Annotated in this window: 22 protein-coding genes; 15 read left to right on the top strand and 7 right to left on the bottom strand. The window is 65.0% G+C overall.

Features of this window, described 5'->3' with window-relative positions; genetic code table 11:
- Positions 1–209 precede the first annotated feature (209 nt).
- Together ACL02S_RS12245 and ACL02S_RS12240 are read right to left on the bottom strand one after the other, a co-directional pair.
- Positions 210–518: a YciI family protein gene (locus ACL02S_RS12245; protein WP_412802506.1), complete on the bottom strand. Its 309-nt coding sequence runs from the start codon at positions 516–518 to the stop codon at positions 210–212.
- Positions 519–543: 25 nt separating this feature from the next.
- A complete protein-coding gene (locus tag ACL02S_RS12240; RefSeq protein ID WP_412802505.1) occupies positions 544–1,110 on the bottom strand; it encodes an amino-acid N-acetyltransferase in 567 nt (188 codons plus the stop codon).
- A 279-nt stretch (positions 1,111–1,389) separates the two neighbouring features.
- On the opposite strand from ACL02S_RS12240, the gene pgsA reads away from it, so the two are divergent.
- The 5 genes from pgsA to pspM all read left to right on the top strand — a co-directional run bounded on the left by pgsA (position 1,390) and on the right by pspM (position 5,150).
- Positions 1,390–2,052, top strand: a complete 663-nt coding sequence (gene pgsA / locus ACL02S_RS12235; RefSeq protein WP_412802504.1) for a CDP-diacylglycerol--glycerol-3-phosphate 3-phosphatidyltransferase — start codon at positions 1,390–1,392, stop codon at positions 2,050–2,052.
- Positions 2,049–2,576, top strand: a complete 528-nt coding sequence (locus ACL02S_RS12230) for a CinA family protein (protein WP_412802503.1) — start codon at positions 2,049–2,051, stop codon at positions 2,574–2,576. The genes pgsA and ACL02S_RS12230 overlap by 4 nt, the downstream gene beginning before the upstream one ends.
- A 129-nt stretch (positions 2,577–2,705) precedes the next feature.
- Positions 2,706–3,104, top strand: a complete 399-nt coding sequence (locus ACL02S_RS12225; protein WP_412802502.1) for a helix-turn-helix domain-containing protein — start codon at positions 2,706–2,708, stop codon at positions 3,102–3,104.
- A gap of 199 nt (positions 3,105–3,303) precedes the next feature.
- Complete coding sequence (gene pspA, locus ACL02S_RS12220) at positions 3,304–4,125, top strand: phage shock protein PspA (protein ID WP_412802501.1); 822 nt, start codon at positions 3,304–3,306, stop codon at positions 4,123–4,125.
- 137 nt (positions 4,126–4,262) lie between these two features.
- Positions 4,263–5,150, top strand: a complete 888-nt coding sequence (gene pspM, locus ACL02S_RS12215; protein ID WP_412802500.1) for a phage shock envelope stress response protein PspM — start codon at positions 4,263–4,265, stop codon at positions 5,148–5,150.
- A gap of 10 nt (positions 5,151–5,160) precedes the next feature.
- Here pspM and ACL02S_RS12210 read toward each other — a convergent pair whose 3' ends face one another.
- The gene (locus ACL02S_RS12210; protein ID WP_412802499.1) at positions 5,161–5,394 is read right to left on the bottom strand and encodes a hypothetical protein; all 234 of its coding nucleotides are present in this window, start codon (positions 5,392–5,394) and stop codon (positions 5,161–5,163) included.
- A gap of 323 nt (positions 5,395–5,717) precedes the next feature.
- On the opposite strand from ACL02S_RS12210, the gene ACL02S_RS12205 reads away from it, so the two are divergent.
- From ACL02S_RS12205 to ACL02S_RS12195, 3 genes are all read left to right on the top strand, one after another.
- Complete coding sequence (locus ACL02S_RS12205; RefSeq protein ID WP_412802776.1) at positions 5,718–7,136, top strand: bifunctional phosphatase PAP2/diacylglycerol kinase family protein; 1,419 nt, start codon at positions 5,718–5,720, stop codon at positions 7,134–7,136.
- A gap of 162 nt (positions 7,137–7,298) precedes the next feature.
- Positions 7,299–7,466: a hypothetical protein gene (locus ACL02S_RS12200; RefSeq protein WP_412802498.1), complete on the top strand. Its 168-nt coding sequence runs from the start codon at positions 7,299–7,301 to the stop codon at positions 7,464–7,466.
- Between the two features lie 76 nt (positions 7,467–7,542).
- Entirely contained in the window at positions 7,543–8,160 is a 618-nt protein-coding gene (locus ACL02S_RS12195; RefSeq protein ID WP_412802497.1) for a PRC-barrel domain-containing protein, read from the top strand.
- Positions 8,161–8,332: 172 nt separating this feature from the next.
- On the opposite strand, the gene ACL02S_RS12190 is transcribed toward ACL02S_RS12195, so the two are convergent.
- Both ACL02S_RS12190 and ACL02S_RS12185 read right to left on the bottom strand, forming a co-directional pair.
- Positions 8,333–9,700, bottom strand: coding sequence for a PucR family transcriptional regulator (locus tag ACL02S_RS12190; protein WP_412802496.1), 1,368 nt, complete (start codon positions 9,698–9,700; stop codon positions 8,333–8,335).
- A 247-nt stretch (positions 9,701–9,947) separates the two neighbouring features.
- Complete coding sequence (locus tag ACL02S_RS12185; protein WP_412802495.1) at positions 9,948–10,976, bottom strand: ion channel; 1,029 nt, start codon at positions 10,974–10,976, stop codon at positions 9,948–9,950.
- Positions 10,977–11,238: 262 nt separating this feature from the next.
- Between ACL02S_RS12185 and ACL02S_RS12180 the strand changes: the two genes are divergently transcribed.
- The 7 genes from ACL02S_RS12180 (at position 11,239) to recX (ending at position 17,718) form a co-directional block, all read left to right on the top strand.
- The gene (locus ACL02S_RS12180) at positions 11,239–12,471 is read left to right on the top strand and encodes an NADH:flavin oxidoreductase (RefSeq protein WP_412802494.1); all 1,233 of its coding nucleotides are present in this window, start codon (positions 11,239–11,241) and stop codon (positions 12,469–12,471) included.
- Positions 12,472–12,558: 87 nt separating this feature from the next.
- Complete coding sequence (locus tag ACL02S_RS12175) at positions 12,559–12,834, top strand: hypothetical protein (RefSeq protein ID WP_412802811.1); 276 nt, start codon at positions 12,559–12,561, stop codon at positions 12,832–12,834.
- Positions 12,835–12,959: 125 nt separating this feature from the next.
- Positions 12,960–14,117 (top strand): glycosyltransferase, encoded by a 1,158-nt coding sequence (locus ACL02S_RS12170; RefSeq protein ID WP_412802493.1) that lies wholly within the window; start codon positions 12,960–12,962, stop codon positions 14,115–14,117.
- 108 nt (positions 14,118–14,225) lie between these two features.
- Positions 14,226–14,420, top strand: a complete 195-nt coding sequence (locus ACL02S_RS12165; RefSeq protein WP_412802492.1) for a DUF3046 domain-containing protein — start codon at positions 14,226–14,228, stop codon at positions 14,418–14,420.
- Entirely contained in the window at positions 14,417–15,628 is a 1,212-nt protein-coding gene (locus tag ACL02S_RS12160; RefSeq protein ID WP_412802491.1) for an aminoglycoside 3'-phosphotransferase, read from the top strand. The genes ACL02S_RS12165 and ACL02S_RS12160 overlap by 4 nt, the downstream gene beginning before the upstream one ends.
- A gap of 181 nt (positions 15,629–15,809) precedes the next feature.
- Positions 15,810–16,853 carry a recombinase RecA gene (gene recA, locus ACL02S_RS12155; protein ID WP_412802490.1) on the top strand — a complete coding sequence of 348 codons (1,044 nt, stop codon included), beginning with the start codon at positions 15,810–15,812 and terminating at the stop codon, positions 16,851–16,853.
- 310 nt (positions 16,854–17,163) lie between these two features.
- Positions 17,164–17,718 (top strand): recombination regulator RecX, encoded by a 555-nt coding sequence (gene recX / locus ACL02S_RS12150; RefSeq protein ID WP_412802775.1) that lies wholly within the window; start codon positions 17,164–17,166, stop codon positions 17,716–17,718.
- A 34-nt stretch (positions 17,719–17,752) separates the two neighbouring features.
- On the opposite strand, the gene ACL02S_RS12145 is transcribed toward recX, so the two are convergent.
- Positions 17,753–18,655, bottom strand: coding sequence for an amino acid ABC transporter permease (locus ACL02S_RS12145; RefSeq protein WP_412802489.1), 903 nt, complete (start codon positions 18,653–18,655; stop codon positions 17,753–17,755).
- Complete coding sequence (locus ACL02S_RS12140) at positions 18,652–19,332, bottom strand: amino acid ABC transporter permease (RefSeq protein ID WP_412802488.1); 681 nt, start codon at positions 19,330–19,332, stop codon at positions 18,652–18,654. The genes ACL02S_RS12145 and ACL02S_RS12140 overlap by 4 nt, the downstream gene beginning before the upstream one ends.
- Between the last annotated feature and the right edge of the window lie 109 nt (positions 19,333–19,441).

Below are 19,441 nucleotides of genomic sequence, written 5' to 3'. Positions count from 1 at the left end.
GGGCGCCGATATCGACACCGTCCATGGGGATTTCCTTTCGCTTGCACCGGGATTCGGTCGGCCCGTCGAGTGCGTGGACGAGCCCGTCCCCCGGTTCACGTATCGTCGCTGCTCGGTCGCACCCGAACAGCCGAGCCAATCTTAACCGCACATATTTCACTTTTGTCCGTAATTTCGGACATGGTGGTGATAAGGGGTGATACAGACGCTTAGTTGTGTACGGTGTCAGCAGCTCGGGACGTGAAGGCGCCCAGCACCGGAGTCCATTCGACGGTGCGGACCTCGTCGATCAGTCCTTGTTCGGCGAACGGGTCCTCGGTGAGTAGATCCGCCAGCTGGGTCGCGCGCTCCGCCTGGAAGATGAGCAGTGCGCCGGACCCGTCCGGGTACGGTCCGCTGGACAGCAATGTGCCGGACCCGAGCAGATCGGCAAGCCAGGCTCGGTGCTCGGGTCGGTGCCTGTCGCGGCCCTGGCCGGTGGCCTCGGAGTAACGGTAGTGCACGGCGAAGATCGGCATGAGGTCGCTTCCTGGTGGAGTGGACTCAGAGTGTCAGCAGCATTCGAGTGTTGCCGAGGGTATTGGGTTTCACAAAGCTCAGATCGAGGAACTCCGCCACACCGGTGTCGTAGGAGCGGCACATTTCCGCGTAGACCTCAGCAGTGACCGGGGTGCCGTCGATCTCGGTGAATCCGTGCCTGCTGAAGAACTCCACTTCGAAGGTCAGCACGAACAGCCGCCGCAGCTCGAGGTGGCGAGCTACTTCGATCAGTCGCTGCACGATGAGCTTGCCCACACCGGTGCCCTTGACATCCGGATGGACCGCGATGGTACGCACCTCACCGAGGTCGGCCCACAGTACGTGCAACGCGCCGCAGCCGACGACACGCCCGTCCAGTTCGGCGACCCAGAACTCCTGGACCGCTTCATAGAGTGTGACCAGGCTCTTCTCCAGTAGAATGCGGCCTGCGTAGGCATCGACCAGGCCCTTGATCGTGGGCACATCGGAAGTGCGCGCGCGTCGAACCACCGCGACGGGGGTCTGCGCGGCTGCTGCCGCGCCGAAGCGCGCATCACTTGTCGAACCATCTAGTGGTCCCCGAGAAGTCATGGGGTGCACAGTAGCTTGCCCGGTTACCGATAGTCTGAACGTGTGCCGCAGATCCACCCGCTTCCCCTCACCGCATCGCGCTGGGATGATGAGGCGGCTATGACTCAGCCGACCGCAGGCCAGGAAGGGGTGGGTATGGTCAGGCCCGGAGGCGGCAGTGCGGCGTGACCACGGAGGGCTCCGCTCGTGCGGCGGGAGATACAGCATGAGCGGTCAGGCCCGGAGGCGGCAGCGTAGCGTCACCACGGAGGGCTCCGCTCGTGCGGCAGGAGATACAGCATGAGCGTGCAGCCGGATGAGGCGGATCGTCCCTGGAGTGCGCAGGCGGCCCCGATCCGCCCCGATTTCGCGATCGCCAGGGCGGAGGCCGGGGCGCCGTTGCTGAACATCGCGAATGTACTCACCATGCTGCGTATCGCGATCGTGCCCTTGTTCATTGTCGCGCTCTTCATGGGTGGTGGTCATCAGACCAGCTGGCGGATTGCCGCTGTCTCGCTGTTCGCCCTCGCCTCGATCACCGATCGGTTCGACGGGCAACTGGCACGCAAATACGGTCTCGTCACCGATTTCGGTAAGCTCGCCGACCCCATCGCGGATAAGGCGCTGATCGGATCGGCGGTGATCGGCTTATCCGTGCTCGGCGATCTGCCCTGGTGGATCACGATCGTCATCTGCGGGCGGGAGATCGGTATCACGCTGTTGCGGCTGGTAGTGGCACGGCGTGGGGTGATTCCCGCCGGGCGTGGAGGAAAGCTCAAGACATTGGTGCAATCGTTGGCTGTCGCCATGCTGTTGCTGCCGTTGTCGGGCACGTACACCGAGGTCGGAATGGGGATGATGTATCTGGCCGTTGCGCTGACCGTTGCCACCGGGCTGGACTACGTGGGCCAGGCGGCCAGGGTGTGGTTCGCGGGTGGGTCGGGCCTGGTTCGTGGCCGATGAGCGATCCACTCGTCGCCCGCGTGCCTGCCGCCGAGCTTGTGCAGGCGTTGGCTACTGCACAGCAAACTATGGCTACCGCGGAGTCGCTGACCGCCGGACTACTCGCCGCCACTGTCGCGGGCGTCCCTGGGGCCAGTGCTGTATTGCGCGGTGGGCTGATCGTGTACGCCACGGATCTCAAACGCAGTCTCGCGGATGTGGACGCCGGGACGCTTGTTGCCGAAGGCCCGGTGGCCGCGAGCACCGCCGGGCAATTGGCCGTAGGCGCTCGCACCAGATGTGGTGCGGACTGGGGCGTCGGGCTGACCGGGGTCGCGGGCCCCGACTCGCAGGATGGGTATCCGGTGGGCACCGTCTTCCTCGGTATCGCCGGACCAGGGGTTGCCGAGGTGATGCGGTTGCAGCTACCCGGCGACCGGTGGACGATCAGAATCGGCACGGTACATGCGGCAGTGCGCGCATTGCTCGAGCATGTGGGAAAGGTCGGAGCATGTGAGAAAGGCGGAGGCAGGTCCGGTCGGTAACGCAGGGGCGAGTGCTCGAGATACTGCGGCGGGAACCAATCGGCCCGGTTCCGACGTTGTGGGGGAAAGACGGCATGCGTGGGGTCACGAATCGCGTCGGCCCGGCGACCGGGAGCGAAGGAGAACGAGATGACGCTGCTGCGAGAGGCGATCGGGGACAGTCTGCGGCGTGCGCGTCTCGCCCAGCACCGGACACTGCGTGAGGTGTCCACGTCGGCGCGGGTGAGCTTGGGGTATCTCTCCGAGGTGGAGCGGGGTCGTAAGGAAGCCTCTAGTGAGTTGCTCGCCGCCATCTGCGAGGCGCTGGATCTGCCGTTGTCGCGGGTGCTGTGGGACGTGAGCACGGTCATGGCGGATACGGACGGACGGTCCGCCGGTGTGCCCGCGGACGCCGCCGTCGCGCCTGCGGAGTCCACCGCCGAGCCGGCGCGGGACGCGGCTCGACAAGCGCTGTCGCTGGCCGAGGACACCAGAATCGTTATTCCCGCGCCGAGATCGGACACACTGGTCCTGGTGAAGGATGTGTGACCGGGAACGCGCCGTGGTTGCCATAGCAACGCTGCGGGCCGGGGCGGAAAGCGGATAGATTCTCCGTAGGCGTCTGTTGGGCCGGGTTCGCCCGGTTCTGGTGCCGCATGGTGGAGGATAGGCACATATCCTGTGGGTGACAGTCGCGCACGGGAGTCGCGCCGGAGCGCGGCATGTCAGATGGAGGCGGGATCAATCGATGGCTAATCCGTTCGTCAAGGCCTGGAAGTACCTGATGGCCCTCTTCGATTCCAAGATCGAGGAGCACGCGGATCCGAAGGTTCAGATTCAGCAGGCTATCGAGGAAGCTCAGCGGCAGCACCAGGCTCTTTCGCAGCAAGCCGCGTCGGTCATCGGCAACCAGCGTCAGCTGGAGATGAAGCTGAACCGGCAACTGGACGAGGTCGAGAAACTCAACGCCAATGCGCGTCAGGCCGTTGTGCTCGCCGATCAGGCCACTACGGCGGGTGATACGGGTAAGGCCATCCAGTACACCAATGCCGCGGAGGCGTTCGCCGCGCAGTTGGTCACCGCCGAGCAGTCCGTCGAGGACCTGAAGGTGCTGCACGACCAGTCGTTGCAAGCGGCTGCCCAGGCGAAGAAAGCCGTAGAGCAGAACGCCATGTTGCTGCAGCAGAAGGTCGCCGAGCGTACCAAGCTGCTCAGCCAGCTGGAGCAGGCCAAGATGCAGGAGCAGGTCTCCGCGTCGCTGCAGCAGATGGATTCGACGTTGTCCGCACCGGGTAGTACGCCGAGTTTGGACGCGGTGCGGGAGAAGATCGAGCGCCGGTACGCCAATGCGCTCGGTTCCGCCGAGCTCGCGCAGAACTCGGTACAGGGCCGCATGCTCGAGGTACAGCAGGCCAGCATCCAGATGGCCGGGCACAGCAAGCTCGAGCAGATCCGGGCGTCCATGCGCGGTGACCAATTGCCTACCGGTGGCGCTCAGCCGACTCTGGAGCAGGCACAGGCCGATCCGGCACAGCCACAGATGAACAAGGGACAGGCCGCACAGCAGTAGTGCGGGCGCGAGCACGACCAGGATGTGTCGGTGGAGGCTGATCTACTGAACGATATGGCGGCAGAGGTCGGGCAGGTCGCTCGTCGGCACGTCGGGTTCCGGCCCGATCCAGGTGCGTGACGCGTGGGAGAGAAAGCATGAGCGGCAGTATTTTTCGTGAGCGACGCCTCGAAACCGGGCGTTCGCCAGGGTCGGCGATGATCCGGGCACAGGCGGCGCTCGCGCCGCGCCCTGGCAGCGTGCCGGACAGTCTTCGTGAAGCAGGGGAGAACGCGTTGGTCGCGGTACGGCGCTGGGCCGATCCGCGGGAACGAGAATTGCGCCGTCGCCGTAGGGCTCGCCGCCGTAGTTTTCAACTCGGCGCGGCCTCCGGCCTCACCACTGTGGGAACTGTTGGGCTCGTCGTTGTTTCGGCACCGGTATGGGCCCTGATCATGGTAGGTGGCGGCGCTGTCGCGTTCGTGACCGGTGCTGCGTTCAGTACCCGTCGTTATCTGCGGTTGCGGGGCGCGCCGCTGCCACAGGCGGCGTTCATGCCGCGCAAACAGCCGCCGCTGTGGTCGAACGCCCGGCCGCCGATCGCGCGGTTGATCCGGGCGGAGAAGGCATTACACGGATTGGGGGTGCAGATCGCTCGCTCGTGCAGGCTGCCGGAGCATGAATTGGCCGACATGCTGGAGACGGCCGCTTCGGGAGCGGCGGCGCTGCATGCGCTCGCCGCCGATATCGTTGCGATGGAGCAGGGGCTCGCTGCGGTGGAGCGCTCGAATTCACCTTCGGCGGTGGCATTTACCGAGAATTTGCGGTATGTGCTGGACCGGCTCGATACCGGGGTTGCCGAGTACGAGCATATTGTCGCGGCGGCGGGCCGGGTGCTCGCGATTCCGGAAAATGTCGTAGTGCGGTACAACTTCGACACTATCGTCGCTGATCTCCGGCACGCCTCGGATCGGCTGGACGGTTGGGCGCAGGCGCTCACCGAGGTCGCCGACCGGTCGGCGGTCGCGGCGCGGTCATCGATCTGACCGTTCCGCTTCACTCCGATCGGTCGTGGCGGCGCAGTTCCTCGACCTTGGCTCGGAATGCCGCACCTACCAGTTCACGGCTCTCGGCCACGAGATCCAGCATCTCCCAGGACGTTTTGCGTGCGGCGGAACCGACGATCCCCGCAATCGCTGTGCCGTGTCGCCGTGCCGACGCTGCGAGCTCTTGTGCCAACTCGTTGGTGTGCTGCATCAAGTCCTGGCCGTTATACGCGTTTCGGTGCATGACTACCTACTGAATAGTATGGCCGCATCGATCGATCGTCCCTTCCGTGTGCCGCTCGACACCACTGTGTGTTCTAGAACAGAGTACATTCGCGCATTGATCAGCAGCATGGCTTATATGTGGCATTGCCTGCGGGCGAGTGCGATCCAGGTATGCCGGAAAGGAATCGACCGGACCGAACGCAGTTCTGCTCGGGTAATCGGTAGGCTTTGGCAATGCGGTTCCTCCCGGCTCGTGGATACGGTGGTGGGCGAGTCGCTGGTACAGCGAGCAGCGTGGATCGCTGGCTGGTCGATCGCAGTGCCCGGATCCGGCCCACTCCTATGGATCGAGTGTTGAAGGGTCTGAGCACCACGGCCGACAAGAATCGGTTGTGGCTCGCGATCGGTGCGGTGCTGTTCGTTACCACAGAAGGTCCGGCGCGGCGCGGCGCGGTACGCGGCCTGTTGGCGCTGAGCCTGGCCAGCGGGACGGCCAATGGTATAGCCAAGCCGCTGTTCCCGCGTCGTCGTCCGCCCGACGAGTCTGTTCCGTTTGTGCGCAGGCTGGTCGCTGCTCCGTCGTCATCGTCGTTTCCGTCCGGGCACTCGGCCTCTGCCGCTGCTTTTACCGTGGGGCTGGCAGTGGAGTCCCCTGTCGCGGCCGCGGTGGTGGCTCCTGTCGCCGCCGCGGTCTGCTATTCGCGGGTGCATATCGGGGTGCACTGGCCCTCGGATGTGTTCGCGGGTGCTTTGTTCGGTGGCACGGTCGCGCTGCTCACCCGGCGGTGGTGGGCGGTACGCGATGATGAACCCGCCGCACTCGGCGCCGCCGAACAGATCGATCCGCTACCCGGCGGCGCCGGATTGCTGCTGATCGTCAACCCGCGGGCGGGGGCGGGTAATGGTGCGGACCTGCTTTCCGCTCTGCGCGAGCGGTTGCCCGCTGCCGAGGTGCTGGAGCTCGACAGCTCGGAAGATGTCGAGGCGCAGGTGGAGGCGAGGGTACGGCGTGCGGATATCAGCGTGCTCGGTGTAGTCGGTGGCGACGGAACAGTGTCCGCCGTGGCCGAGTACGCGGTGCGTCACCGCGTGCCGCTGGCGGTTTTCGCGGGCGGCACACTGAATCATTTCGCCAGAGACTCCGGTGTGGCGGATCCGGAGCCGACCTTCGCCGCGTTGGAGACCGGCGCGGCGGTCCGCGTCGACGTTGCCGAGGTGAGCTTCGACGATGCCGATGAACAGATCTTCGTCAATACCGCCAGCCTCGGCGGCTATCCCGATTTCGTGCGCATCCGCGAGCACTGGGAACATCGCATCGGTAAGTGGCCCGCGGCGGGAATCGCCATGGCCCGTGTCTTGTTCCGCGCTCAGCCGGTGCGTGTCATCGTGGATGAGAACCGCACCGCGCTGTGGATGTTGTTTCTCGGAAACGGCGCGTATCGGCCCGCTGACCAGGTCCCGATGTCGCGCCCGGACCTGCGTGGCGGGACCTTGGATGTTCGTTACCTGCGCGCGGATGTGCCGTTCTCACGGTTACGGCTGATTTTCGCGGCCTTCACCGGCACCTTGGCTTACTCCTCCACCTACGTACACCGTCAGGTCGCCCATCTGGATGTGCGGGTGTCCGGTCCGCCGGTCTCACTGGCCATGGACGGCGAAGTCGGGCACAGCGGCAAATTTTTCCGGTTCACCAGCAAACCGGAGGGACTGGTCCTGCTGGAGCACGGGCACCGCACCGATCACGAGCCGTCGGAGCATTAGATAGCCAAAAAATAGCTATTGAAGGATGGCTCTCGCTGTCCACTGCTCCGAATTGGGGTTATCGCGGTTTGCCTTCGGTGTTCGGGGGTAGTTGCCATCCTGTAGCTGATCGACTCGACCCGGTGTGGGCCGGGAACATGCACTACAGGGCAGGAGTACGTCATGCTTGATGTTTCCTACCGTCGATTGCTGCTCGACCAAGACACGCAGCAGCTGGACGTCAGCAAGTATCTGGCGCGTGAATCCACTGAGGACCCGGCGCGCCGAGAGCACAGCGCACAGCACGTCGTCGCCGGGGCAGCGGAAACCGAGCCATCGACAAGCGACTGAATCGCTTTCAGCTCGCGGTGTACAGCCGCGTTCTGTCGGGCTGCGCATCGCACCGAACGAACTGCGGAGGAAAACCATGACCGAAATGCTGGAAATGCTCATCGGTAGCTCCGTCTACGATCCGGGAGGCGCCAAGATCGGCAAGGTCAAACGGGTCTATGTCGACAACAATTCCGGGTTACCTACCTGGGTCGCGGTGTCAACGGGCCTGTTCAGTCCCGATGCGTTGGTTCCGTTGGCCGGAGCCGAGCATCGCACCGACTCGGCCACATTGCAGGTGAAGGTGGCGAAGGACGCGGTGAAGACCGCTCCGCAGCTGGATCGTGCCGGGCAGATCAGTCCGCAGGCAGAGCAAGAACTGTTCGATCATTATCAGATCGATCCCGATCAGCCCGCATGGGCCGACCATGGCAGGCATCCGCTGTCGGATCCGCACAAGCGCGCCGATACCAGGACGATGCACTCGCAGAAGCACTGGGACAGCGATGCGGAGCACGATGACATCGGTACGGTACGGCTGGGCGGGTCCCCGGAGCGTGAAGGTGAGAGGCTCAGGATGCCTGCTTCCGGAGACCGGATGCGCATCGAGCGCAACTCCATCACTGATACGTACGTCGACTCGGCCGACCTGGGTATTCCATATCAAGAAAGGCTCGCCGAAGAAGTGCGGGAACCCGGACGTCCGCAGTCTTGACGGTCGTCCGGACCTGTCACACCGGACGTAGGCAACAGGTGCGACCGGGTTCGTCGACATCAGTAGGCAAGGGTGTGCGGGTTCCGGCTGCGCACACCCTCGCCGGATGAGCTCACCGGGTAGAACCTGTTCCGGCTCGTGCCGTAGCGCGCGGCGCGCCAGGGACCGGGAATCAGGCTCGCGACCGAGGTCGCTGTGGATCACTCCGGAGAGTGCTGATCAGCTCTCGGGGGCTGGTGGTGCAGTCTGCCGACAGGAATTGCCATGCGAGTGTCGCGGCATGCAGGTTGAACCGGGTGCTGACATCGCGTAGATCGAATCCGGTGAGTTCGCGAATTCGTCCCAAGCGGTAGCGCAGGGTGCTTCGGTGAATATGTAATGCGGCAGCGGAGGCATCGTAATTGCCGCCGCATTCGAGATACTGGCTCAGCGTATGCACCAGTTCGGCGCGGCGGGCGCGGTCATAGTCGAGCAGGGTACCGAGCCACTCGCGGATGAACCGTTCTACGTGACCATTGGCTCGGGCAGCGGTGATCAGACGATAGAAGCCCAGTTTGTCTGCTGCCGGCGGGCTATCGGTCAACCGTAGCCGGATATCGATCGCGTGGCGCGCCTCGTCGAAGCATCGGACGAGATCACTTGGTTGCGCACAGCGGCCACTGACACCGACGACCACCGGAGTGGTGCCGAGGTGCGCACGGATGGCGTGGTCCACCGCGCCTGGGTCGGGACGCCGGTCGGTGATCAGGACCACCGTATCCGCATAGCGCCCCTGGATGACGTGTAGCCCGAGCTCGGCTGCCGCCGCGCTGACCGCACCGGTTATCGCGCTGTCGTCGCCGTGGACGAGTACTACGTAATGCTCACCGTGTAAGTCGTGGCCCAGTGCCTCGGCGCGGGTGAAAGCACTGTCGTTGTCGATACCCGAGAGCAGGGCTTCGAGCAGCTCTTGACATACCTGCGGTTCGGTCTCGGTGAGATCGGGCCTGCGAGCCAGGCGCACGCGAGCGTGGTGTTCGAGCGACAGCACGGTGGCGGGACGTTGCTCGCCGATAGTAGCCGGACCGATGGCGCAAGCGACGGTCTGTTCATCCGGTGCGATGTCTGCCAGTGCGGTGCCCGTGAGCTGGGCAAGTACTCTGAGCACAAGAATTTCCTCAGGCGACGGCTCATGCTCGGCGCCGATGACCAGCGTGTCCATGGTGTCCGAGCGGCTACGTAAGGGAAACGCCCATCCCCAGCGCAGGCCGGGTAGTCGGATGCGGCCTTCCCCGTGCTGCGTGCGTAGCTGTGCGTCGAGGTCGGTCGGGGGAGCTTGCCGCGATGGGCAGAGCGGATAGTTGCCTGTGGCCGATCGGTAGCAGCCCAGTGCCCGGCAGCTTCCGACAGCCGCCACCGACTCCGCGGCGATGCGCAGGATATCGGTCTCGCCGTGCGCGGTGAAGAACCGGATCGAGGCCGCGCCGAGAGCGCGCAGCGCTGCCGCTGGTACGGGCGTCGACGTGGTATCGACGTCCGAGCTCAACAGGTGCTGATCCATCGGCTCCGGTCCGTAGCCGTCGAGGTCAGGTATCGCCAGCGTGGACCGCGGTCACGACGCATCGGTGCTTCTGTGGCCGATCCTTCTGCCCTCGCAGCTGTGACCTGCTTCGATCGCATACCGACGCGGTGGTGCGGACACAGTTCCCGACGCTACACCGCACGGTGCGCACGCGCAGGCGGATAACACGGTCGGAGGTCTCGATCCGGTGATCACAGTTCGGTCGAGCGCACCGTACTGTCTCGGCTCAGTGCAGGGCCAGCTGGATTTGTTCGTTCGTCAAACGCTGAGGGGCGATGTAGTACAGCGTGCTGCCTGGTGCCAATGTGGTGCGCCAGTCCGGGTTGACCATGAGCTCATCACCCGATCGGATCGCCAGCACAGTCGCGCCGTGTTGCCTGCCGAGCGCGATCCGGCACTGCTCCATCGTCACCGTGCCGACCGCTTCCGGTAAGGCGACCGAATAGGTGTTGGCGCCGCCATGGGTCATCAGTTCGGCGTAGACCTCGGTGATGCCGGGTGAGGTCAGTTCCTCGGTGATCATCCGCGGCGCATGCCACTGCACACATCGGATACGGCTGTCCACATGCCCGACCAGATCGGCGCGGGCCAGATCACGAAGCGAGACGACGATATGCGCGGTGTCGTTGAGGTTGGCGACCATCACCGCGATCGCCAACGCCTCGTTGTCGTCGCGAGCGTCGACCAGCACCGTATGCGCCCGGTGGGTACCGGCGCGCCGCAGCACGTCCTTGTCGGTGAGCTCTCCGCGGACGAATTCCACCTCGCGCTGTTCCGGTATCGGGTGGGTGCCTACCTCGTCCCATGCGCACAGCACTATTCGCTGGCTGGTGTCTGCCAGCACCTCACCGATGATCCGTTCGGTGCGGCCGGGACAGTAGCCGAGCACAACGGTATGCCCGGCGGCGGAGGTGGTGATCGCTCCTCGCATATAGCGTCCTTTCGTGGCCTCCAGTATTGTCGCCAGCTTGGTGAATACCGTGGTCAGCGTCACGATGCCACCGACAATCACGTAACAGCCAACGACATGACCCATTCCGGTCTGCGGATACAAGTCGCCGTACCCCACCGTGGACGCGGTGACCACGAAGTACCACCAGTAATTGGCCGGTTGTACCAGTTCGCTGCCTGCAGGCTCGGCCAAGGCCAGTAGCGGCCAGCTGGTGACGAAGACGAAGACGATGATCGCGATCGGCGTCGCCCAGCGCCGCAACAGACCCAGACGGGTGAGCAGGCGAGATAGCACAAACAGCACTTTTCTCCATCGGTATCGACTGCCATCCCACCTTAAGGGCTCTGTGCGGCGAGGTCGGTAGCGCCACCACTGGGCGTTCGGCACCGGTTCGTTCGCCGGTTATTCGGTGGGGTGGTAGTGGTTGATCAGGGGAAGGTGGGAAACGGTATGGCCGCGTCCGATATTTCGATCGATGATTGAATCGTCGTTCGATACGTGTTTCACTTGCCGCGCTGCGCGATGTCATGGTGGCCGGACCGACCACCCCGGTGGAAGGCGGATCATGAACCCACCAGAGGTATTCGCCCCAGCCGCGCTGGGGCCGATCATATTGCGCAATAGAGTGATCAAGGCCGCGACGTTCGAGGGCCGGACGCCTGACGCGCTGGTCACCGATGATCTGATCGCATTCCACCGGGAACAGGCGGCGGGTGGGGTCGCGATGACGACGGTCGCCTATTGCGCGGTCGCGCCGGGCGGGCGAACCGACCGGCATCAGATCTGGATGCGGCCGGAGGCAGTGCCGGGACTACGGAAGCTGACCGACGCTGTACATGCCGAAGGTGCCGCGGTCTGCGCGCAGATCGGCCACGCGGGCCCGGTGGCGAATGCGGCCTCCAACGGTGTCGCCGCGCTGGCACCGAGCCGGATATTCAGCCCGCTGGGTATGCGCTTTACCAAAGTGCCTGATGCGACCGAGCTCCGCCAGATCATCGCCGCGCACGCCGAGGCCGCTCGGCTGGCCGAGCGATCGGGGTTCGATGCGGTCGAGATCCATTTCGGTCACAACTACTTGGTGAGTGCGTTTCTGAGCCCGCTGTTGAACAGGCGCACCGACGGTTACGGTGGTTCGACCGCCAAGCGAGCGCGACTGGCCAGGGAAATCGCCTGCGCCGTCCGGGAAGCAGTAGGTGATCGGCTTGCGGTCACGGCGAAGCTGAACACCGAAGACGGTGTACCGGGCGGATTGACGGTGCCAGAGTCGTTGCAGGTGGCCGTATGGCTGGAGGCGGACGGCGCATGCGACGCTCTGGAATTGACCGCGGGCAGTTCGCTGCTCAACCCGATGCTGCTGTTCCACGGTGACGCGCCGAGGCGAGCTTTCGCGAAAGTCCTTCCCCCTCCGGCTCGGTGGGGGTTCCGGATCGCAGGACGGGTGTTTCTGAAGCAGTATCCGTACCGGGAAGCATATCTGCTGGAGCGGGCGCGGCAGTTCCGACGGGAGCTGTCGATGCCGCTGATCCTGCTCGGCGGTGTGACCGATCTGGACACCATGCGGCTGGCGATGGCGGAAGGCTTCGACTTCGTGGCCATGGGCCGGGCACTGCTGCGCGAGCCGAATCTGCTGCACCGGATCCGATCCGACCCAGGGACGCGCTCGGCCTGCACCCACTGCAATGAGTGCATGCCGAGCATCTATACCAAGACCCGGTGCGTATTCCGGCCCGAACAACAGGCCGAGCCGATCCGGCAGGTACAGATCGATCTCGGTACGCCGACGCGTAGATCCGAATGAACGTAGATCCGAATGAACTCGGACCGACCCAGCGGAAGCACCGCATCGCAGGCCCACACCGAATAGCCGCACCGTGGGGATATCGGGGTGAACCCTGATCTTCACCCGGATATCGCCGCGCACCTGCTGATCCGTGCCGGTTCAGGTGCCATGCTCGGAAGAACACCCGTCGACCCGAGGGAGGCAGCAATGTTGTGGAAGATCATCGGTATCGTCGCAGTCGTCTGGATCGCACTGGCGGTCATCGGCGCACTGTTGGAGGGGCTTTTCCCGATCCTGGTCATCAGCGCGATCGTGTTCGGGCTGTATCTGCTGTACAAGGCGGTGTCGGGCTCGGGCAACTCGACGGTGGACAAGTTATAGCAGGGTGCGGTGGAGGTATACCGACCGGTGACAGCACCGGATGACCGCAGGGACGCACACCGGGTATCGGACACATCGCGGCGGGGGAGCGATCTGCCGCGACACCGGTGTGGCAGGCTGGACGAGTGCGAATCGCCGTCGTCGCGGGGCCCGATCCCGGGCATGCCTTTCCCGCTATAGCGTTGTGCTTGCGGTTTCTGGCGGCCGGTGACGAGCCGGTGCTGTTCACCGGGCCACACTGGTTCGACTCCGCACTCGCGGCCGGAATCGGGGTACGCAGGCTGAAGGGCCTTGCGCCGCGGCCGGCGGACGATGATTCGGATGCGGGCAAGCGCATCCACGAGCGGGCCGCGCACATCGCCACCGAGATCCTGCCCGATCTGAGCGCCATGTTGCCCGAGCTGGTGGTTTCCGATGTACTGACCGCGGGTGGCGGGATGGCCGCGGAGCGGCTGGGCGTGCCGTGGGTGGAGCTGTCCCCGCATCCGTTGTACCTGCCGTCGAAAGCATTGCCACCCGTCGGAAGTGGGCTCGCGCCGGGCGAGGGATTGCGGGGGCGGTTGCGTGACCGGGTATTGCGTGCGATGACTGCCCGCGCCATTCGGCACGGCCACCGTCAGCGAGAGCGGGCACGTGTGAGCATCGGTCTCCCGGCCCGCGATCCAGGTCCTGTCGCCCGTTTGATCGCCACACTGCCCGCGCTCGAAGTGCCGCGCCCGGATTGGCCGGAATCCGCCCATGTCATCGGCCCGCTGCTATGGGAGCCGACCGATACGATCCTCGAACTCCCGCCCGGCGACGGCCCGCTGGTCATGGTCGCGCCTTCGACCGCGCATATCGGTGTCGAGGGCATGGCGGAGACGGTCCTGGAGGCACTGGACGGAACCGGTCTTCGCGTGGCGATCTCGACGTTGGCCACCCCACCTGCCGATCTGCCTCCATGGGCGACGGCAGGGCTGGGTCGTCAGGACGAACTGCTGACCCACGCCTCGGTTGTCGTCGGTGGTGGCGGGCATGGCCTGCTCGCCAAGTCCTTGTCCGCGGGCGTCCCCATCGTCACTGTCCCCGGCGGGGGCGATCAGTGGGAACTGGCCAACCGCGCTGCTCGCCAAGGCAGCTCGATTTTCGTACGTCCTCCATCGCCCGCTGCCTTGCGGGAGGCGGTCCTGCGAATCCTCGCCGACCCCGGCTACACCGAGGCTGCCCGAGCCGCCGCGATTCCGGCCGACCTGCCGGATCCCGTTGCCCTCTGTCATCAGTTGCTGCAGTCCGCTCATCCCTGATCACCTGACCAGGAGCAGACGAGTACTATCGGCCCCGGTCTGTCGGGTAGTCCGCTCATGGTGTGCCACTGGCCTCGGGATGCGTGGCAGGGGAGTACATTCGGCACAGTGCGGTTGACCGAGTTCCACGAACTGTTGCATACCGAGTTCGGTGTGGTCCGAGGTGATGCGTTGCTGACCGATCATGTGATTCCCGCATTGGGTGGACGCACCGGCTCCGCCGCCATAGCGGCCGGTGTCGATCCCCGAGAGGTATGGCGCGCACTATGTGCGGAGTTCGATGTGCCGAGGGCGCGCTGGTGAACGTTCCCGAGCGGGTCGCTCCCGGCGGTGCGCTGCCCGGTGCCGACGAGCGCAGGCGGATGATTCCGCGCGATCCGCGGCGGCTGACCGCCAGGGTGGCGCATGCCGACCCGGTCGATTTCGTGAGCTTCCGGCAGACCGGTATCGAGCTGATGCTGCTCGGGCGCTATGACGAGGCGCTGGATCATCTCGATCGCGCACTGGAGCTGGTGGATACCGAACAGCGCAGGATCAGCGTGTGGATCAACCTCGGTGAGGTCTACCACTATCGCGGTGATGCGGATACCGCCGAGACGCTGTATCGCCGTGCCGTCGAGCACGCCCGAACAGCAGCGCCGGAAGTGCTTCCGTTCGCCGTCCAGCACCTGGGTAAGGCGCTCGCCGAGGACAATCGGCTCGCCGAGGCACATACATTGCTGATCGAAGCGCTGCGGCTGCGCGCCGTCGAAGGTGACCCTGAGGAGATCGAAGCCACCCGTACCGCTCTGGAGACTCTCGGTGAGCTGCCGATTCCGTTGCCACCGACGGTTGCCGCGGTGCTCGGTGCGTCATCGGCCCCGTCGAACGAGGATGAGGACGGCAGTGGTGGTGTCGGGTCGGTCGAGGGAACCTATCGGCTGGAGCGCGGCCCGAGGGCGCTCGCCGAATATCACCGGCTCAGCTGGTTGCGCGGCCGGGGGATTCGGCTGCCGGAAGTAGCGGCGTTCGAAGACGATGTGCTGGTGCTCGCGGGCTCCCGCGGGCCGCGGCCCGGCTCGGCAGGTACCGCCATGGGTGCGGTATTGCGCAGGCTGCACAGTATTCCGATCGCCGAGTGCCCTTTCGATGGATGCCTCGATGTGACTTTGGCGCGAGCTCGGCGTCGTGTGGTCGAAGATCTGGTGGATCCGGATGATTTCGACCGTGCCGGCTGGGGGCTGACCCCGGCGGAGGCCTGCGCACGCCTGCTGGCACAGCGTCCGGACCAGGAGGATCTGGTGGTAGCGCACGGTGATTTCACCCTGCGGAACGTTCTGGAGGGTGGGATTCTCCTCGGTGTCGGTGCGCTCGGCGTGGCCGACCGCTATCGCGATCTGGCGCCTGCCGCGCGCGATCTGCGCAATCATTTCGGCGAGGTGGCGGTCACCGCTTTTTTCGCGGCCTATGGGATTGCCGAACCGGACGAGGGTCGCCTGGAGTACTACGGGTTGCTCGGCGCGTTGTGCTGAGCCGGGTGCCTGCCACGGCTCCTTACCGCCACTCCGGTCGGTTCCCTGTGCGGGGACCGGGTGTGTCGCTTGACTCGAACATCTGTTCGTCTAGTCTTGTCGCCAGAACTTGTCGGTGCCGGGCTCTACTGTAGGCGCCAACCACAGAACGAGACTTACCCGTCGAAGAGGGGATCAGGACATGGCACCACAGGCGTACGACCGGGACAAGGCGCTCGAGCTCGCGCTGGCCCAGGTGGAGAAGAGCTTCGGCAAGGGTGCTGTCATGCGCCTCGGCGAGGAGGCGCGCCAGCCCGTTTCGGTGATCCCCACTGGTTCGATCGCGCTCGACGTGGCGCTTGGCATCGGTGGTCTGCCGCGTGGCCGTGTCGTCGAGATCTATGGTCCGGAGTCCTCGGGTAAGACCACCGTCGCCCTGCACGCCGTGGCCAATGCGCAGGCCGCGGGCGGGGTGGCGGCGTTCATCGATGCCGAGCACGCCCTCGATCCGGACTATGCCCGCAAGCTGGGCGTCGATACCGACGCGCTGCTCGTCTCCCAGCCCGATACCGGTGAACAGGCGCTGGAGATCGCCGATATGCTGGTGCGCTCCGGCGCCATCGACATCATCGTCATCGACTCGGTGGCCGCGTTGGTACCGCGGGCCGAGATCGAAGGTGAGATGGGCGACAGCCATGTCGGTCTGCAGGCCCGTCTGATGAGCCAGGCGCTGCGCAAGATGACCAGCGCGCTGAACAACTCCGGAACCACCGCGATCTTCATCAACCAGCTGCGTGAGAAGATCGGCGTGATGTTCGGCTCGCCGGAGACCACCACCGGCGGTAAGGCATTGAAGTTCTACGCTTCGGTGCGTTTGGATGTGCGCCGCATCGAGACCCTCAAGGACGGCAGCGACGCGGTGGGCAACCGTACCCGCGTCAAGGTTGTGAAGAACAAAGTCTCGCCGCCGTTCAAACAGGCGGAATTCGACATCCTCTACGGACACGGGATCTCCAAGGAGGGCTCGCTCATCGATATGGGTGTCGAGCACGGCTTCATCCGCAAGTCCGGCTCCTGGTACACCTATGAGGGCGATCAGCTGGGTCAGGGCAAGGAGAATGCCCGCAGGTTCCTGTTGGAGAATATCGACGTCCGTGACGAGATCGAGAAGAAGATCAAGGAGAAACTCGGTATCGGGGCCGATGTGACGGCTGATGGAGGCGGCGAGGTCCCCGCTGATTTCTGAGCCGATGAACAGCAGGCATTCGCCCGAGCCGGGTCGAGGCAGATCCGAGGACTCGCGATCCGACCCGGTACGGGAGATGCGGCTTCGATTGGAAGAACTTCTGTCCGCCTCCGGTCGGCCATCGGGGAACCGGACTGGTGAACAGGGAACTGAGCTGGTCCGGAGCGTCGAAGTTGATTCGGCTGCGCCGGACGTCCCAGGGGCTCGGCCGAACGCGCTCGATCCGCAGCGGGCGCGTTCGGCCGAGCCCCATCCGCGTCGAGGAGTGAGTAAGCGCACGAATACTCCATCGATCGACTCCGGACGATCCATAGATCGATCGGCGGCTTCCGATATCGGGGACTCCGGTGCGGAGGATGCCGATGGCGGAACAGTCGAACAGGCGAAGCGGGTGTGTCTTCGCCTGCTCGGCGTTCGTGCGTACAGCCGCGCCGAACTGGTCCAACGCCTGACTACCAAAGGGTACGCACCCGAGGTGAGCGAACAGGCTCTCGATCGCTTGGCCGAAGTGGGGCTCGTGGATGATGCGGCCTTCGCGGAGCAGTGGGTGCACTCCCGGCACCGGTTCTCCGGCAAGGGCAGGCAGGCACTCGCTCGGGAACTCCGGCGCAAAGGTGTCGCGCAGTCGGATGCCGCGCCCGCCTTGGCCGCGATCACCGCCGCCGACGAGGAAGCCCGCGCCACCGAGCTGATCCATCGTAAGCTGCGTTCCCTGCCCCGGGACCTCGACCGGGACAGGGCTTTTCGCCGCCTCGCCGGTATGCTCGCCCGGCGTGGCTACGCCCAGCACATGATCTACCGAGTAGTCGAGGCAGCCCTGGCCGAGCGCGATATACCCGGCGATATCGCCGGGTATATCGACTGAACCGCACCGCGCCGACCGGAGGTCGGCGCGGCGGTCACGGTTTGCCGATATCGACGCCGGGCGCCGCATCGGTGCCGACGGAGTCCGCCGCGGCAACAGCGTCGCCGTTCTTCTTCCCGCGCTTGCGCGTTCGTAGCCGCTGTTCCAGCTTGGTTGCCACCAGAGTCAGCGTGCTGTTGAGGGCAATCATGAGGACAGCGATAACGATGAGCGAGGGGACAGTGTTCTGCTCGGCCGCACCGATCTGTTGTCCGGAGCGTACGATTTCCACATAAGTGATCTGATAGCCCAGCGCCGAGTCCTTGAGCGCGACCACCATCTGCGAGATGAGCGCGGGCAACATTGCCGTGATGGCCTGTGGCAGCAGGATCAGCCGCATCAGCTGTCCCTTACGCATACCGAGCGCGACGGCTGCCTCGGTCTGCCCCTTGGGCAGTGATCGGATGCCCGCCCGCACGATTTCCGCGATGACCGAGCCGTTGTAGATGGTGAGCGCGGTGACCACCGCGGCGAGCGCGAGGTCATCGGACTTGAACAGGTTGTAGTCGGAGAACACCGCGAACAGGAAGATCATCAGGATCAGCACGGGGATCGCGCGCGCCACCTCGACGATCGTGCCCGCCGTCCAGCGCACGATCCGATGATCCGACAGCCGCAGGACACCGAAGATCATACCGAGGACCATCGCGAAAACGATCGACAGCAGTGCGGCGACAATCGTGCCACGCAAGCCGGGGAGCAGATAGGTCGACCAGACATCGGCCTCCAGGAACGGCTTCCATTTCTCGGCGGTGAACTGCCCCTTATCGGCGAAGCCACGATAGAGCGTCCATACCGCCGCGGCCACAACGAGCATGACCAGCACCGAGTAGACAGCGTTGCGCCGCCGCGCCTTCGGGCCCGGCGCGTCGAACAGGACCGAAGCACTCGCACTCATCGGGCCACCTCGTATCGCTTGGCCAGCCAGCCGAAGAACAAGCCGGTAGGCAGGGTCAGGACTACGAAGCCGAGCGCGAAGATCGTGCCGATCGCCAGAATCGCGGCCTCGGTCTCGGTCATTTTCGCCATCAGGGTCGCTGCCTCGGCGACGCCGATGGCCGAGGCGATAGTGGAATTCTTGGTCAGCGCGATCAGCACACTGCCCAAGGGAGCGATCACCGCGCGAAAGGCCTGTGGCAGGACGACCAGTCGCAGATTCTGCAGAAAGCCGAAGCCGAGCGAGCGGCCTGCCTCGGACTGGCCCATCGGCACGGTGTTGATGCCCGCGCGCAATGATTCACAGACGAACGCGGCGGTGTAGATGCTCAGACCGACGACAGCGAAGCGGAAGTTGTTCTGTGCCAGCGAGTCCGGGCCTTCGCCCGCCAGCCGCCATCCCATCGTTGTGTAGAGGCCGAGCGACATGAACACGATGATCAGCGTGAGTGGAGTGTTGCGAAAGATGGTGACGTAGGCGGTGCCGACCATGCGTGCGATCGGCACGGGGGATACGCGCAGTGTGGCTACCACGGTGCCGAGGATCAGCGCGCCGATAGCCGACAGCACGGTCAGTTCGATGGTCACCCAGAAGGCTTCGAGGATTTCGGTGTCATACCTCGAAAACAGGTCGAACACGGTGGACGTGTCCCTCCGATCGGGTCTCGATGGTCAGGGAAAGCGTGGCGGGGGGGGGGGGGGGGGGGGGGGGGGGGCCCCCCCCCCCGGGGGGGGGGGGGGGGGCGGC

This window comes from Nocardia spongicola, from assembly GCF_047200775.1.
Taxonomy (GTDB): Bacteria; Actinomycetota; Actinomycetes; order Mycobacteriales; family Mycobacteriaceae; genus Nocardia.
Note: the sequence above shows the minus strand (reverse complement) of the source record. Positions and strands in the feature narration are given on the sequence as shown.